The sequence below is a fragment of the Bradyrhizobium sp. USDA 4504 genome (genome assembly GCF_054063995.1).
Genome location: NZ_JBSSGV010000001.1, coordinates 8,405,571 through 8,419,649, shown reverse-complemented (window position 1 = coordinate 8,419,649; position 14,079 = coordinate 8,405,571). Strand labels below are relative to the sequence as shown.

The window sequence follows — 14,079 nt, the reverse complement described above, 5'->3', positions numbered from 1 at the left end:
ATCTTGAGTTCATCTTGAGCCAGCGGCCTGATGTCTGGTCACGCTTCCGGAACCGATGGCCACGCTTTCCCGTTTTCAATCGAAGTGTGCGTTCGTCGTCATGACGATGCTCAGCGAGCTCACGCGGATCATCGTCCGCTGCGACTGGCGGTGGATCGAAACAGGCTCCGTTCGGCTTTGAACATTGGATTCGCCGTCAACGGCAGCACCACTGCGCCCACCTCGCCGCCGGGCCCGGATCCCTTGCAGGCGCGCGGCCATACGCAACCAATGCCACTCTCCTCCGTTGACCGGCTGGGCATCATCATCGAGGAGGATCACATGCGGAAAACAGGGCTTGTTCTTGCAACCGTCGGTACGCTTGGGGTGAGCGCCATCGCGGCCCCGGCGCCCGCCGAAGCACGGTGGGGACACGGAGGGTGGGGGTGGGGTCCGGCGGTCGCGGGCGGATTGATTGCCGGCGCAGTCGTCGGCGGCCTCGCCTCGTCGGCCTACGGCTATCCCGGCTATTCCTATGGTTACGGCTACCCCGGCTACGGCTACGGTTATGGCTATTCGCCCGCCTATTACGGCAGCTATGCCTATGACGACGGCTATTACGCTGCGCCGTATCGTTGGGGCGGCGGCTACACGACGACATATTATAGCGGATACCGGCCGGCCTATTACGGCTACCGCTATCGTCACGTGGTGCGGCCGGCATACGCCTATTATCGCGGCGGCTATCCGCGCTGGCGTCATTGGTGAGATCGGCCAGAGCAACCCGGCGCGGCCAGCCGAGCTGACTGGCGCCGGCAAGAGGCCGACAAGGGTCGACCGGGTTGAGCGGCAGCGTTACCCGGCGACCCGCAGCGCGGTCACGGCGACGCAGGCGTTGCCTAACGGAATCAGCACCACCTGCGCGCCGTGCGGCAGCGCCATCGGCGCGATCACCGAGCGTGCCGGTCTGTCCGTTGAGCTTGGCGAGTTCGGCGGCCGGTGCTCAAGCCTGCACGCGCGCGGACTTCCTGTACTGCGCGGTTTCGGCGCGCAGCAGATCGCAGAATTGAAGTGCGAGACGGCTTCGCGGCCGCTGCGAAGGAAGCAGCAACATGGTGGCGATCTCCAGCCGTGGCACGAACGGCTTGAGTACAATTTTGGAGCTTGCAAAATCCCGGGCCACGATCGGGTCGACGATTGAGAAACCCAGTCCCTGCGCAACCAGGGCACAACGCTGCATGCTGTACTGGATCTCCGCGACCGTCTTGATCTCGACCTTGGCCTCATCGAGGACGCGCTCAAAGCGGGATCGATGCGGTGCGCTCGGGGAAGCTGCGATCATGGGCTCTCCCCGCAGATCTTGCGCTGCGATCGATCGCTTCGAGCGTAACCGGTGCTGGCGGGGCAGGACGCAGACCGCCTCCGTTGTCATGAGGAGCTCGTCGTCGACCGCGGCAAACCCCGCCTGCGGCCGCGCCAGCCCGACGTCGCATTGTCCCGAGGCCACCAGGCTCCAGACGCGCTCGGGGCTGTGGACGGCCACCGATACGACGATGTCGGGATTCTTCCTCAGGAAGCTGCTGACGATCTGCGGCATCAAGGAATAGGTGAACGCCGGAAGACATGCGATCCTGAGCGTCCCGCTGCCGCGCTCGCGAATGCCGCGCGCGGCGCGCGCCAGATACTCGAGGCCGGCCTGGTTTCTCTCGACCTCGCGCAGGAATATCTCGCCTTCCGGAGTCAGCGTGACGCCGCCTCGCCCGCGTTCGAACAACGCAAAGCCGATCTCGCGCTCGAGACGTGCGATCGCGCGGCTGATGAAAGGCTGTCCCACCCGAAGGCTCAAGGCGGCCTTGGTGATTCCGTTGTGGCGCACGACCTCTCGAAACAGGTCAACATGTCTTGGATTCAAGGGCATGACTAATTTGCATATGAACTGGCTTTCCGGTCATTTGACGGCATGCGCATCGGGTGCGTCAATACGGCATGTACCCGTCGAGCAACCATGCAAGCTTCGCCACCGACCGCATCCTGTTGACCAGGATCACCGGCCCGGAGTCTTCGCGCGCACAGCAGCTTCGCGAGGCAGCGATGCTGCGGCGGCTCGATCGCGGCACATCGGATCGGCCGAATGCCGCACGCCCGGCGGCGGCACGGGACCAGGTCGACACCGCGGCCGCGTTCGCAATCGAGGCCGCGGGATCGGGAGACCTGCTCGGCGTGTCCGGGTTCGGCACGATCGACCGGCACGAGAAGCGGGCTACGTTCGCTCCAATCTGGAGCATCGGACGACTGGACGAGGCCGTGCTCGTCAGTCACGTTGCGCATCTGATGACGCGGTATGCGTTCGAAGTGCTCATGGTCGAGCGGGCCGAGGTGCATCTGGACTGGCGCCTGAGGCACATGCTTGATCTCTACGCCGACCTCGGTTTCCGCCGCGAAGGCAGGCTTCGCGCATATTTCGCTGCCGATGAAGAGCCGTCCGCCGATGCTGCGGTCCTCAGCGTGGTTCGCTCTGAATGGCCCTCCGTTGTGCGTCGGCAGCGCGGGGTTCTCGCCGGCGAAACGTGGCGCTACCGGCTTCCATCCGACCGCCCTCCGTAGCGGCGGCCAAGCTCGGACAAAACGATGTCACGAGAATGCGGGCGTATGACTCAACGGTCGAGCCACCCACTCAGTGTCGTCCCCGCGAAAGCAGGGACCCATGACCACGAATGGTCATTGTTGCCCGATGGCTGAACGACGAATCCCTTCAACAGCATCCGCCGCGGAGTATGGGTCCCTGTTTCGCAGGGACGACGTGTGGAGGGAGCCGCAGTCCCTCGGTTCAAACACTGCTGTCTCTGGAATACTGGGTCACCCGCATGCGACGGGTGATGACACCAACAAGACAGGAAACCAACCACGTCATTGCGAGCGAAGCGAAGCTATCCTCCCACCCGCATATGCCGAGCGATGGATTGCTCGTCGCTTCGCTTTTCGCAATGACGGGTCGAGAGATTTATGGAGGTATCAAGAAACGGCTTGCCGAGCCGCAGCTCGCGGCCAAGGGCCCGCCTCCGCCCATTGGGCTTCGGCGCGGCATCCTTCTCTCGCTGCGCGAGCGAAGGATGGTGGGTGCGACAGGGATCGAACCTGTGACCCCTACCATGTCAAGGTAGTGCTCTCCCGCTGAGCTACGCACCCAAAGCGTATTTGGATCGGGTCCCTATAACGGACGGCGGCGGGGCAGGCAAGGATACAAAGTGAAGGTTTTTTGGCGAATCAGGCCGCCAGCAACTTGTTCACTTCGCTGACCAATTCCCTGAGGTGCACGGGCTTGGCCAGCACTTTGGCGTTTTTCGGCGCCTCCGAATCGGAATTGAGGGCCACCGCGGCAAAGCCGGTGATGAACATGATCTTGATATCGGGATCGAGTTCCGAGGCACGGCGCGCCAGCTCGATGCCGTCCATCTCGGGCATCACGATGTCGGTGAGCAGCATTTCGAACGGCTCCTCGCGCAGCCGCTGGTAGGCCGACATGCCGTTGTCGTGCGGCGAGACCTTGAAACCCGCGTTTTCGAGCGCCTTGACCAGGAAGCGGCGCATATCGGTGTCGTCTTCGGCGAGAAGTATTTTCGGCATGGCAGGAATCGTCGAATCCGGCTTGAGGAGCAGTCCGAACAGTAAGCCCGACAGACGGTAAATTTCGGGTGAAATTTGCGTCAAGCCAGCGGCAAATGCGCGCCATCCATTTGTGGACCGAACCGGACATCGAATCAACCGGGTGCCGCATTTGCTGCTTTTAAGACGCGTTCCAGCTGAAACCACACTCTTTTCACTTGGCAGAATGATCGCGATTACCGACAATGCGTGCCCATAAATCTCCGCTTTTCCGGCAGACTCAGTTGCTGCGGGGCAAGGCGGACGCAAGGGACGGCGCCAAGGGAATGACCGAATTTGCTGGCGAGTTGTCGCCCCCGTTCGAGATCGTTGAGCCGCAGGCCTGGCGCGCGCCGATCATCTTCAATTCCCCGCATTCGGGCTCGGTCTACCCGGCCGAATTCCTCGAGGCATCGCGAATCGATGTGGTGTCGCTGCGGCGCTCCGAAGACTCTTTCATGGACGAGCTGATCGCGGGCCTCAGCGATCGCGGCTTTCCGATCGTGCGGGTCAACTTCCCGCGCTCCTATGTCGACGTGAACCGCGAGCCCTACGAGCTCGACCCGCGCATGTTCACCGGGCGGCTGCCGAGCTTTGCCAATACGCGTTCGATGCGGGTGGCCGGCGGGCTCGGCACCATCCCGCGCGTGGTCGGCGACGGCCAGGAGATCTATCGCGAGCGGCTCGATGTCGACGATGCGCTGCGCCGGATCGAGGTGCTCTACAAGCCCTATCACCGCGCGCTGCGCCGGCTGATCAACAAGGCACACCAGGCGTTCGGCGCCGTGATCGTGGTCGACTGCCATTCGATGCCGTCGGTCGGCGTGTCGCGCGACGAGCCGCGCCGGCCCGACGTCGTGATCGGCGACCGCTACGGCACGAGCTGTGCGGCGCTATTGCCCGACCACGTCGAGGAGATCATGAGCTCGCTCGGCTATTCGATCGGCCGCAACAAGCCCTATGCCGGCGGCTTCATCACCGAGCATTACGGCAATCCGGCGAGCGGCCTGCACACCGTGCAGATCGAGCTCAACCGCGCGGTCTATATGGATGAGCGCCGCCGCGAGCGCGGCCCTCGCTTCGCGCAGGTGGCCGCCGACTTTGCGACCCTGGCGGATGCGCTCGCGAAAATCCCGTTCAGCGATCTCGGCCCGTTCCAGGCGGCAGCGGAGTAATCAATCCTTCGTCGGGCACTGCGATCCCGACGAAGTCATGAACCAGGAATTCAAGTTGGCGGCGCGATAAGCGCCGAACTGGATTCTCAGTTCACTTGCGGAAACGACGGCCCAAGAAAAAAGGGCCGCTTGAATGAACAAGCGGCCCAAGTCTAGGGAGGAAACGCCCAAGGAGGGCAGCGATAGCGCGAGGCGCTACCGCACCGCAACAATATGCGACCGCGCTGCACAAAACGCAAGAACTTTCGAAACATTTCTTGGGTAATGTTGGAAAGTCTGGCGAAACTGCAACAGGCCGGCAGGAGCGGCTTTCCGTATGTAGGATCAATATCTTACAAGGAAAGCCCCCGGGCGGGCAGCGCTCCGCGCATAGCTTGTATACCAGAATTCGCAACTTCGTGATCGAGACCGGGACCCGGGGCGCTTTCGAATCCGAAGCCAAATCGAAAGTCCGGAACCGCGTCATCGGGCTGGATAACACTCCGTTAATCGTGCGCGCCGCGCCGGATTGAGCTAGGCAAGACCGCATCCGATTTCTACCGCGTCGTTTGCGCAGTTCAGGGACATGCCGTGACGGTCATCGACTTTACCGCCTTCATCGGCCGCCTTGCGACCGCATCCGGCGAAACCATCCTGCCCTTCTTCCGCACCTCGCTCTCGGTCGACAACAAGAGCTCGAACGATTTCGATCCGGTCACCGAGGCCGACCGGGCGGCGGAAGCCGTGATGCGGCGGCTGATCAAGTCGAACTTCCCCCAACACGGCATCGTCGGCGAGGAGTTCGGCAATGAGCGCGAGGACGCCGACTATGTCTGGGTGCTCGATCCGATCGACGGCACGAAATCCTTCATCGCCGGCTTTCCGATCTGGGGCACGCTGATCGCGCTGCTGCACAAAGGTACGCCGGTATTCGGCATGATGCACCAGCCCTATATCGGCGAGCGCTTCTCCGGCGACAACGGCTCGGCGCATTACTCCGGCCCGTCGGGCGAACGGCGGCTCTCGGTACGGCGCTGCGCCTCGCTGAAGGAGGCGACCGTCTTCACCACGAGCCCGCTGCTGATGAATCCGGATGACCGCGCCCGCTTCGGCCGCATCGAGAATGCAGCGCGCCTGTCGCGCTATGGCGGCGACTGCTACTCCTATTGCATGCTCGCCGCCGGTCATCTCGACCTCGTGGTCGAGACCGAGCTGAAGCCTTACGACATTGCCGGCCTGATCCCGATCATCACCGGCGCCGGCGGCGTCGTCACCACCTGGGACGGCAAGCCGGCGCAAAGCGGCGGCCGAATCATCGCGGCCGGCGACCCGCGCGTGCACGAAGCGGCGATGAAGCTTTTGAACGCCTGAGTTCCCTGCCTGATTCTTGAGTTGCCGGGCGTCTGATCTGCGCCCATCCTGACCGCAACCAGAAAAGCCAGGGATGGGCGACATGACGATGCGCGGCAGGCTGCTGGCAGCCCTTCTCCTGCTTCTCGCGCCCGTCACGGCTTTCGCCCAGGATTTCCCGACCAAGCCGCTCCGGCTGATCGTGCCGTTCCCGCCCGGCGGGCCGAACGACATCATCGCGCGGGTGATCGGGCAGAAGATCTCGGAGCTCGCAAGGCAGCCCGTGATCGTCGACAACCGCGCCGGCCAGGGCGGCGTGCTCGGCACCGACGCGGTCGCGAAGGCGGCGCCCGACGGCTACACGGTGGCGATCGCGAGCGCCGGCGCGCTGGCGATCAGCCCCAACATGGAGAGGGTTGCCTACGACACGCTGAAGGATCTCGCGCCGGTGACGCTGGTCGCGACCGTGCCGGAGATGCTGGTGGTCGCCGCCAACGTGCCGGCGAGGAACATGAACGAACTGGTCGCGCTCGCCAGGGCGCAGCCGGGTAAGCTCAACTTCGCCTCCTCCGGCCCCGGCAGCCTGCCGCATCTCGCCTGCGAATTGTTCAAGCTGACGGCCAAGATCGACATCGTGCACGTGCCCTATCGCGGCGCCGCGCCGGCGGTGAACGACATGTTGGGTCAGCAGGTGCAGATGACCTTCCTCGACCTGCCGGTGATCCTGCCGCAGATCAAGGCGGGCGCGCTGCGGCCAATCGCGCTCGGTGGGCGCGAACGCGCGCCGACCGCACCCGACGTGCCGACCACCGCCGAGGCCGGCATGCCCGAACTGGTCATCGAGAACTGGTACGGCGTGGTCGCGCCCGCACGCACGCCGCCCGCGATCGTCGCAAGGCTGAACCAGCTCGCCACCGCGGCGATGGCCGATCCGATGGTCAAGCAGAAGCTCGCCGAGCAAGGCCTGACGCTGGCCGGCGACACGCCGGAGCATTTCCGCGACTTCATCGCCGCCGACATCAGGAAATGGGCGAAGGTGATCCAGGACGCCGGCGTGGTGACGACGAAATGAGCCAGCCGTCAGCGCTGCGCTTCGGCGCGCAGATAGTCCACAAGTTGCTTGGCCGCCCGCGGCAGCGCCTTGAAGCTGCGCGCGCAGATCGTCAGCCGGCGGTTGGCCCAGGCGTCGCGGATCCTTATCGTCGTGATCGGCATCGACGCCGCGCAGCGCCGCGCCGCGGTCTCCGGGATCACGGCGATGCCGACATCGGCGGCGACCATCTGGCAGATCGCGTCGAAGCCGCGCAGGCGGGCGCGGAAGCGCAGCCGCGCCCCGAGCTTTGCGGCATGCCGCGAGATATGAACCTGCAGCGCGGATGTTGCCGTGAGGCCGACGAAATCGCGGCCGACCACTTCCTGGAAGTCGATCTGGCGGCGGCCGCCGAGATCGCCGCGCCGCGACGCCACCAGCATCAAGCGGTCCTCGCTGAACAGGAAGCGCTCGACGCTGTCGGGCAGCGCGTGCTCCGCGGCGAAGCCGAGATCGGCGGCGCCGCTGGCGATCGCGGTCGCGATATCGGTGCTCTCGCGCTCCTCGACATCGACGCTGATATCGGGATGCTCGTGCAGGAAGGCCGCGAGCGCGCGCGGCAGATGCTCCGACAGGCCCGAGGTGTTGGCGAGCAGCAGCACGTTGGCGCGCACGCCGCTGGCATAGGCGGCGAGATCGCTTTGCAGCGCCTCGACATTGTGGATCACGATGCGGGCGTGGCCGAGCAAGCTCTCGCCCGCCGCAGTAAGTTCGACGCCGCGGCGGCCGCGCTTGAGCAGCGCGACGCCGAGCGCTTCCTCGAGGCCCTTGATCCGCTCGCTGGCCGAAGCCAGCGCAAGGTTCGCGCGCGCCGCGCCCTGGGTGATGCTGCGCGCATCGGAAACCGCGATGAACAATTGCAAATCGGTCAGGTCGAACCGCATGACGTTTCCCACCCCATACCTTCGGGTCGTCCGAAGGCTAACTCCGTAACCTCCAGATTGTGCCGTTCGCATCGATCGGTCAATGTGCCGCCATGGTCGACCATCTCCTGATCTTCATCGCTTTCGCGTTCCTGCTCGCCGGCTTCGTCAAGGGGACGCTCGGCCTCGGCCTGCCGACGGTCGCGATGGGGCTGCTCGCGACCACGATGGCGCCGGGCCAGGCGATTGCTATCGTGATCGTGCCGGCGATCGTCACCAATATCTGGCAGACCTTCGTCGGCCCCTATCTGCGCGACATCATCAAGCGGCTGTGGCCGTTGATGCTCGGCACCGTGGCGGGCATCTGGATCAATGCCGGGCTGCTGACCGGGCCATACGCGGCCTACGGCACCGTCGTGCTGGGCGTGCTGCTGGTGATCTACGCGATCGTCGGGCTGAGCAGGTTCAACTTCAAGGTCGCGCAGCGCGACGAGAAATGGATCGGCGGCATCGTCGGCGTCATCACCGGGCTGATCTCGGCGGCGACCGGCGTTCAGGTCATCCCCTCGATGCCGTTCATGCAGGCGATCGGCATGGAGAAGGACGAACTGGTGCAGGCGCTCGGCGTGTTCTTCACCACCGCGACCGTGGCGCTCGCCTTCAACCTCACGGCCTCGGGCCTGCTGACGGCAGCCACCGCACTGCCCGGCGCGGTCGCGATGGCGGCGTCGTTCACCGGCATGTTCATCGGCCAGGCGGTTCGCACACGGATGCACCCCGAGGTGTTCCGCCGCTGGTTCCTGATCTCGATGATCCTGCTCGGCATCTATCTCGCCGGCAGCGCACTGCTCAAGATCCACGGCTAGAGCGGCAAAGCGAGAGCCTCAAGGCGCGAGCTAGCGCGCCTCCAGCGTCGCGACGCGGACGCCGAGATAGATGAAGAGCGCGCCGAGCGAGCGGTTGATCCAGGCGATTACGCCGGCCGATTGCCTGATGCGGCCGGCAGCCCGCGCCGCGAAGGCCGCAAGACCAAGGCACCACAGCGTGCCGCCGGTGATGAAGATCAGCCCGAGCACCAGGAAGGCGAGCGTCTTGTGCGGCGAATCGGCCGCCACGAATTGCGGCAGGAAAGCCAGGAAGAACAGCGCCACCTTGGGGTTGAGGATATTGGTCAGCGCCCCCTGCCAGAACACACGCGAGATCGAGGTCTCGCCGCCCTGCCCCGTGATGTCAGCGACTGGCCTGGCGCGCGCCAGCAGCATCTGCAGACCGGTCAGCACCAGATAGGCCGCGCCGACCAGCTTGACGGCCAGGAACGCGGTCGACGAGGCCATCAGCAGCGCCGACAGTCCGATCGCCGCACCCAGCACATGAACCAGGCAGCCGCAGCTGATTCCGATCGCCGCAGCGGCTCCGCCGCGCCATCCGAGCTGAATCGTGCGCCCGATGATATAGGCGGTATCCGGCCCCGGTGTGACGTTGAGCAGCAGGCCGGACAGGACAAACAGCCAAAGTTCGTGAATTCCCAGCATGGCAGTGAGATTAACCTATGCAAGTAACCGCCCGGAAAGGATGATCAGCCAGCCGGCGCCATCCCAGCGACACACGAATTCAGTAGAGAAACCACTGTACGATCCGTTGGTCGCATGCCAATTCCTGCTACTATGCATTATAGGTGCCTGCAAACCGGGCTTCCGCCGGACCCGGCCTGTCTTGTAAGTATCGGATTCGGTCACCTCGGCTAAGTGGCCATTCCAGGGCACAGGAGACATGGAAAGACGGCTCGCTGCCATTCTTTGCGCTGACATCGCCGGCTATTCCCGCATGATGGGTGCCGACGAGGCGGGGACGCATGCCTCGTTCAAGGCGCACCGCAGCGCGATTTACCCGATCATCCTCAATCATGGCGGCCGAATCGTCAAAAACACCGGCGATGGCTTCCTCTTGGAATTTCCGAGCATCATCGGCGCGATCGAGGCCGCCGTCGCGATGCAGACCCTGATGGCCGAGCGCAACGAACATTTGCCGGCCGACCGCGCCATGCACTTCCGGATGGGCGTCCACATGGGCGACGTGATGGCCGACGAGGACGAGGTGTTCGGCGACGACGTCAACATCGCAGTCCGTCTCGAGACGGTCGCAACGCCCGGCGGCATCGCGGTGTCGGACAAGGCCCGCACCGAAGCGGGACGGCGGCTTGCCGTCACCCTCGTCGACGCCGGCCCGCACCGCTTCAAGAACATCGCCGAGCCGGTCAATGTCTGGACCTGGGCGCCGGCCGGATCCGATGCCCAGGAGCAGGTTCCGGACGACGGCCCGCATCTGCCGGGGCAATACCGGACCGCAATCGTCGGCGTGCTGCCGTTCGACAATCTGAGCGGCGGCGCCGACGAATATTTCTCGGACGGCCTGACCGAGGACCTGATCCACGCGCTGTCGCTGCAATCCTTCTACCGCGTGCTGAGCCGCAACTCGACCTTCGCCTACAAGGGCAAGAGCGTCTCGACGCGGCTGATCGCGCGCGAGATCGACGCGACCTATCTGATCCAGGGTTCGGTACGGCGCGCCGGCAACAAGATCCGCGTCTCCGCCGAGCTGATCGCGCCCGAGAAGGGCGAGCAGCTGTGGACCGGCCGCTACGACCGCGACATGGGCGACCTGTTCGCGATGCAGGACGAGATCACCGCGAATCTCTCCGCCGCCGTCGCGCAGGAGATCTATCGCGCCGAAGCATCGGCACCGGCGCGCTCGCCGAACGCCGAACTGACGGCGTGGGATCGCTTCCTGAAGGGGCTGTCGCACTACTACCAGCAGACCAAGGACGATTGCGAAACCGCGATCGCGCTGTTCAAGGAAGCGATCGAGCTCGACCCCGCGCTGTCGATCGCGCGCGCCTATCTGGCGCTGATTCAGATCCAGAGCATCCAGTTCGGCTGGATTCCGAGCACGCGCGAATTGTGGGCCTCGTCGGTCAGCCTGGCCGAGAGCAGCGTGCGGCTCGACCCGCGCTCCTCGTTCGCGTTTTCGCTGCTGGCCTATCTGCACGCGATGCAGGGCCATTACGAAGCCGCGATGGACGCCATCAAGCGGGCGATCGAGCTCAACCCCTACGACATGGGCGCGCGCGGCGTGCTGGGAATCTGCCACATGGTGATCGGCGATCATCGCAAGGCGGTCGATCTGTTCTCGACGGCGGTCCAGCGCGGCAACAGCGACCCGCGCTACCAATGGGCCGCGCTGAACGCATTCAGCCATTATCTGCTCGGGCAATATGACGCGTCGCTGTCGTGGTCGCGCGAGGGGCTGTATCTGAACCCGAACCATCTGCAGTGCCTTGCGGTGCGCACCGCAGCGCTCGCCCAGCTCGGCCGCGCCGACGAGGCCGCGCAGGCAGCCGAGGCCCTGCTCGCCAACCATCCCGAGCTGACGGTCGAGCGTCACTTGCGCAATTTCCACTGGAAGAACCCGGCCGACATCGCGCATTATCGCGACGGCCTCTTGAAAGCCGGGCTGCCGTTCGGCAAACTCGCTCTGGTTGCATCCACCTCGAAATTCGCCGTCGACTCCTGAGCGAATTCATCCACCGGTAATGGATGCTTTTTAAGCTGAAGCTTTTCAGGATGTGGTTTGATGTCCGATACGGCTGCAAGCGCGGCGCCCGCCCCGCGGATTTCTCCTGACAATCCGTGCCCGTTCCTGCGGGCGCTCGCCGCCGGCAACTATGTCGGCGGCCATATCGTGCCGCTGCCTGAACTGACCGGGACCATCGGGCGCGCAACCGGCAAGACCGGGTTCGAGGGATTCACCGCGCGGGCGAAGATCTTCATGGTGGCGCAGATCGCCAACGGCCTCGGTCCTTTCAGCCAGCTGCGCAGCCTGTTCCAGGGCGCCATTCTCGACGCGTTACGCAACGGCCCGCTCGACAAGCACGGCGCCGGCTCGCGCATCCTCGACCAGCACGCGGTGGTCCATGAGGACGAGATCGCGCGGCTCGCGACCTTCGGCAGCGACCACAAGGCACCCGACGGCAGCGTCGAACGCGGGCTGTCGGCCGCCGAGATCAAGACCTTCATGGCGGCGAACTTCCAGCGCGCCAAGGACGAGCATCCGCCGTCCTACGGCATCCTGCACTGCTACTATCCGCTCCTGATGCTAGGCGAGTGGCCGGTGCTGCTCGACATCATGGGCAAGGGCGAAGGCAAGGACCGCTATCTCAGCGTCGCCGAGGTCAGGACGCTGTTCGTGGACAAGCGCTTTCCTGACCGGATCGTCGCGCTGCTACAGCGCTAGATTTTTGTTGGACGCGTTTTCTTCACGCGAACCGGTTTCCCCTTCGCTCGAAAACGCCATGTTTCACTTGAACAGCGGCGTGCCCGGCACGAACGCATCGAACGCCGCCCAGAATTGGCCGCGGTAGCGGTCCTGCTCCTGCAGGATTTCGTGCTTGGAGCCGGCGATCACCAGATGCGAACCGGCGCGCAAGTGATAGGCGAACTCCTCGATCGCGGCCGTCGACACCACCTCGTCATTGCTCGCCGCCAGCATCAGGATCGGCTGGCGGATTTCGGACGGATACGACGTGCCGCGGAAGGTGCGCATCGCGGTGAACGCGGTGTCGGCCCATGCGATCGTCGGCGCCGCGATGCCGAGCGTCGGATCTTCTTCCAGGATCGCCGCGTTGCGGGCATGGCGCACCGGATCGCTGGTGACGGGATTGCCGATGAAGGGCGCGAGGCCGACCAGTTCGTCGCTACCGCCGGGAACATAGCGGCCGCCCTGCCCGGCCAGCCGCATGATCCGAAGCAGCGCGCTCGGGAAGAACGACACGCGGCGGCGCGGCAGGTCGATCATCGGCGCCGACAGCACCATGCGGTCGAACCAGCGCTTGCCGGCATGCGCGAGGCGCAGCATCACCGCACCGCCCATCGAATGCGCCAGCGCGAAATAGGGCGGCGGGCAATCCGGCAGCACCACCTGCTGCACGAAGGTCTCGACGTCGACCTCGTAGTCGGCGAAGTCGCGCACATAGCCCTTGCGGGGATCGCGCAGCCGGCGCGACGAGTGGCCCTGCCCGCGCCAGTCGATCATCGCCACCGCAAAGCCACGGTCGCGCAGATCGCGCACGGTCTCGAAATATTTTTCGATCATCTCGCCGCGCCCGCCGAACACGCAGACCGTGCCCTTGCGGCCGGGCGGCGGCGCCCAGCGCGCAAAGCGCAGCTCGGCCCCGTCTGGTGTCTTGATGGTACCACTGACAACGTCGTCCGGAACCGGGTTGGCGGGAATCGAGACGAGCGTCATGAAGGGGACCGGAGTGGTGAGACAGGGTGGAGATCAAGGACGCCGGCGCCGAAAAATGCGACGCGGTTTCCGCCTCTTGAACGCGACGTGACCCCTCCCATATCATTTCCGTGCAGGCCGCTACCAGTGCTTCGGAACCGAAACATCAGGCTGCACACATCTAAGCCCGGCCCGATGGCGGGCGGGTAACTGAAACAGTCGCTCAATGGAGGACTATTCCTATGCGTAGCTACGACCTCACTCCGTTCTATCGTTCCACCGTCGGCTTCGACCGCCTCTTCAACCTGCTCGATCAGGTGACCTCGGACGGCAGCCCCGGCTATCCCCCCTACAACATCGAGCGCACCGGCGAGAATGCTTACCGGATCAGCGTTGCGGTCTCCGGCTTCTCGCAGGCCGAGCTTTCGATCGTCGCGAAGGAGAACACGCTGACGATCAAGGGCGAGAAAACCGCCAACGAGAACTCCGGCAACGGCGCCGAAGTGCTCTATCGCGGCATCGCCTCCCGCGCCTTCGAGCGCGTCTTCCAGCTTGCCGACTTCGTGCAGGTGAAAAACGCTTCGCTCGAGAACGGTCTGCTCCACGTCGATCTCGTCCGCGAGATTCCCGAGGCCAAGAAGCCCCGCAGCATTCCGATCGGCGGCGGCGAGAAGGCTCCGCAGGTCGTTGACGGCTCGGCCGGCAAGGTCGCCGCCTAAGC

Annotated in this window: 14 protein-coding genes and 1 tRNA gene; 9 read left to right on the top strand and 6 right to left on the bottom strand. The window is 64.7% G+C overall.

Annotated elements, in window-relative coordinates; all coding sequences use genetic code 11:
- Positions 1 to 321: 321 nt before the first annotated feature.
- Positions 322 to 747, top strand: a complete 426-nt coding sequence (locus tag ACVMB1_RS39550; protein WP_229193406.1) for a hypothetical protein — start codon at positions 322 to 324, stop codon at positions 745 to 747.
- Positions 748 to 982: 235 nt separating this feature from the next.
- On the opposite strand, the gene ACVMB1_RS39545 is transcribed toward ACVMB1_RS39550, so the two are convergent.
- Positions 983 to 1,897, bottom strand: a complete 915-nt coding sequence (locus tag ACVMB1_RS39545) for a LysR substrate-binding domain-containing protein (RefSeq protein ID WP_076827668.1) — start codon at positions 1,895 to 1,897, stop codon at positions 983 to 985.
- A 116-nt stretch (positions 1,898 to 2,013) separates the two neighbouring features.
- Here ACVMB1_RS39545 and ACVMB1_RS39540 point away from each other — a divergent pair, with 116 nt between their 5' ends.
- A complete protein-coding gene (locus ACVMB1_RS39540) occupies positions 2,014 to 2,583 on the top strand; it encodes a GNAT family N-acetyltransferase (protein WP_229193408.1) in 570 nt (189 codons plus the stop codon).
- 507 nt (positions 2,584 to 3,090) lie between these two features.
- On the opposite strand, the gene ACVMB1_RS39535 is transcribed toward ACVMB1_RS39540, so the two are convergent.
- Positions 3,091 to 3,165, bottom strand: a tRNA-Val gene (locus ACVMB1_RS39535).
- Between the two features lie 78 nt (positions 3,166 to 3,243).
- Positions 3,244 to 3,603 (bottom strand): cell cycle two-component system response regulator CpdR, encoded by a 360-nt coding sequence (gene cpdR, locus ACVMB1_RS39530; RefSeq protein WP_016843340.1) that lies wholly within the window; start codon positions 3,601 to 3,603, stop codon positions 3,244 to 3,246.
- A gap of 305 nt (positions 3,604 to 3,908) precedes the next feature.
- Here cpdR and ACVMB1_RS39525 point away from each other — a divergent pair, with 305 nt between their 5' ends.
- From ACVMB1_RS39525 to ACVMB1_RS39515, 3 genes are all read left to right on the top strand, one after another.
- Positions 3,909 to 4,796, top strand: coding sequence for an N-formylglutamate amidohydrolase (locus ACVMB1_RS39525; protein ID WP_076827777.1), 888 nt, complete (start codon positions 3,909 to 3,911; stop codon positions 4,794 to 4,796).
- A gap of 570 nt (positions 4,797 to 5,366) precedes the next feature.
- Positions 5,367 to 6,146, top strand: coding sequence for a histidinol-phosphatase (hisN, locus tag ACVMB1_RS39520; RefSeq protein WP_076827670.1), 780 nt, complete (start codon positions 5,367 to 5,369; stop codon positions 6,144 to 6,146).
- A gap of 82 nt (positions 6,147 to 6,228) precedes the next feature.
- On the top strand, positions 6,229 to 7,197 hold the full coding sequence (locus ACVMB1_RS39515; RefSeq protein ID WP_076827779.1) for a tripartite tricarboxylate transporter substrate binding protein: 969 nt from the start codon (positions 6,229 to 6,231) through the stop codon (positions 7,195 to 7,197).
- An 8-nt stretch (positions 7,198 to 7,205) separates the two neighbouring features.
- On the opposite strand, the gene ACVMB1_RS39510 is transcribed toward ACVMB1_RS39515, so the two are convergent.
- Positions 7,206 to 8,099, bottom strand: coding sequence for a LysR family transcriptional regulator (locus tag ACVMB1_RS39510; RefSeq protein WP_076827672.1), 894 nt, complete (start codon positions 8,097 to 8,099; stop codon positions 7,206 to 7,208).
- A gap of 92 nt (positions 8,100 to 8,191) precedes the next feature.
- Between ACVMB1_RS39510 and ACVMB1_RS39505 the strand changes: the two genes are divergently transcribed.
- Positions 8,192 to 8,944 carry a sulfite exporter TauE/SafE family protein gene (locus ACVMB1_RS39505; RefSeq protein WP_141339587.1) on the top strand — a complete coding sequence of 251 codons (753 nt, stop codon included), beginning with the start codon at positions 8,192 to 8,194 and terminating at the stop codon, positions 8,942 to 8,944.
- A 30-nt stretch (positions 8,945 to 8,974) separates the two neighbouring features.
- On the opposite strand, the gene ACVMB1_RS39500 is transcribed toward ACVMB1_RS39505, so the two are convergent.
- Complete coding sequence (locus ACVMB1_RS39500; protein WP_076827676.1) at positions 8,975 to 9,610, bottom strand: LysE family translocator; 636 nt, start codon at positions 9,608 to 9,610, stop codon at positions 8,975 to 8,977.
- A gap of 238 nt (positions 9,611 to 9,848) precedes the next feature.
- Between ACVMB1_RS39500 and ACVMB1_RS39495 the strand changes: the two genes are divergently transcribed.
- Entirely contained in the window at positions 9,849 to 11,648 is a 1,800-nt protein-coding gene (locus ACVMB1_RS39495) for an adenylate/guanylate cyclase domain-containing protein (RefSeq protein WP_076827678.1), read from the top strand.
- Between the two features lie 60 nt (positions 11,649 to 11,708).
- Positions 11,709 to 12,368: a hypothetical protein gene (locus ACVMB1_RS39490; RefSeq protein WP_076827680.1), complete on the top strand. Its 660-nt coding sequence runs from the start codon at positions 11,709 to 11,711 to the stop codon at positions 12,366 to 12,368.
- Positions 12,369 to 12,431: 63 nt separating this feature from the next.
- Here ACVMB1_RS39490 and ACVMB1_RS39485 read toward each other — a convergent pair whose 3' ends face one another.
- Positions 12,432 to 13,379, bottom strand: a complete 948-nt coding sequence (locus ACVMB1_RS39485; RefSeq protein ID WP_057016251.1) for an alpha/beta fold hydrolase — start codon at positions 13,377 to 13,379, stop codon at positions 12,432 to 12,434.
- Positions 13,380 to 13,600: 221 nt separating this feature from the next.
- Here ACVMB1_RS39485 and ACVMB1_RS39480 point away from each other — a divergent pair, with 221 nt between their 5' ends.
- On the top strand, positions 13,601 to 14,077 hold the full coding sequence (locus tag ACVMB1_RS39480; protein ID WP_076827682.1) for an Hsp20 family protein: 477 nt from the start codon (positions 13,601 to 13,603) through the stop codon (positions 14,075 to 14,077).
- Positions 14,078 to 14,079: the final 2 nt, after the last annotated feature.

Excerpts from the sequence above, each read along its gene's own strand:
- ACVMB1_RS39550 (WP_229193406.1), top strand. The coding sequence starts at position 322 with ATGCGGAAAACAGGGCTTGTTCTTGCAACCGTCGGTACGCTTGGGGTG.
- ACVMB1_RS39545 (WP_076827668.1), bottom strand. The coding sequence starts at position 1,897 with ATGCCCTTGAATCCAAGACATGTTGACCTGTTTCGAGAGGTCGTGCGC.
- cpdR (WP_016843340.1), bottom strand. The coding sequence starts at position 3,603 with ATGCCGAAAATACTTCTCGCCGAAGACGACACCGATATGCGCCGCTTC.
- ACVMB1_RS39525 (WP_076827777.1), top strand. The coding sequence starts at position 3,909 with ATGACCGAATTTGCTGGCGAGTTGTCGCCCCCGTTCGAGATCGTTGAG.
- ACVMB1_RS39515 (WP_076827779.1), top strand. The coding sequence starts at position 6,229 with ATGACGATGCGCGGCAGGCTGCTGGCAGCCCTTCTCCTGCTTCTCGCG.
- ACVMB1_RS39510 (WP_076827672.1), bottom strand. The coding sequence starts at position 8,099 with ATGCGGTTCGACCTGACCGATTTGCAATTGTTCATCGCGGTTTCCGAT.
- ACVMB1_RS39505 (WP_141339587.1), top strand. The coding sequence starts at position 8,192 with ATGGTCGACCATCTCCTGATCTTCATCGCTTTCGCGTTCCTGCTCGCC.
- ACVMB1_RS39500 (WP_076827676.1), bottom strand. The coding sequence starts at position 9,610 with ATGCTGGGAATTCACGAACTTTGGCTGTTTGTCCTGTCCGGCCTGCTG.
- ACVMB1_RS39495 (WP_076827678.1), top strand. The coding sequence starts at position 9,849 with ATGGAAAGACGGCTCGCTGCCATTCTTTGCGCTGACATCGCCGGCTAT.
- ACVMB1_RS39490 (WP_076827680.1), top strand. The coding sequence starts at position 11,709 with ATGTCCGATACGGCTGCAAGCGCGGCGCCCGCCCCGCGGATTTCTCCT.
- ACVMB1_RS39485 (WP_057016251.1), bottom strand. The coding sequence starts at position 13,379 with ATGACGCTCGTCTCGATTCCCGCCAACCCGGTTCCGGACGACGTTGTC.
- ACVMB1_RS39480 (WP_076827682.1), top strand. The coding sequence starts at position 13,601 with ATGCGTAGCTACGACCTCACTCCGTTCTATCGTTCCACCGTCGGCTTC.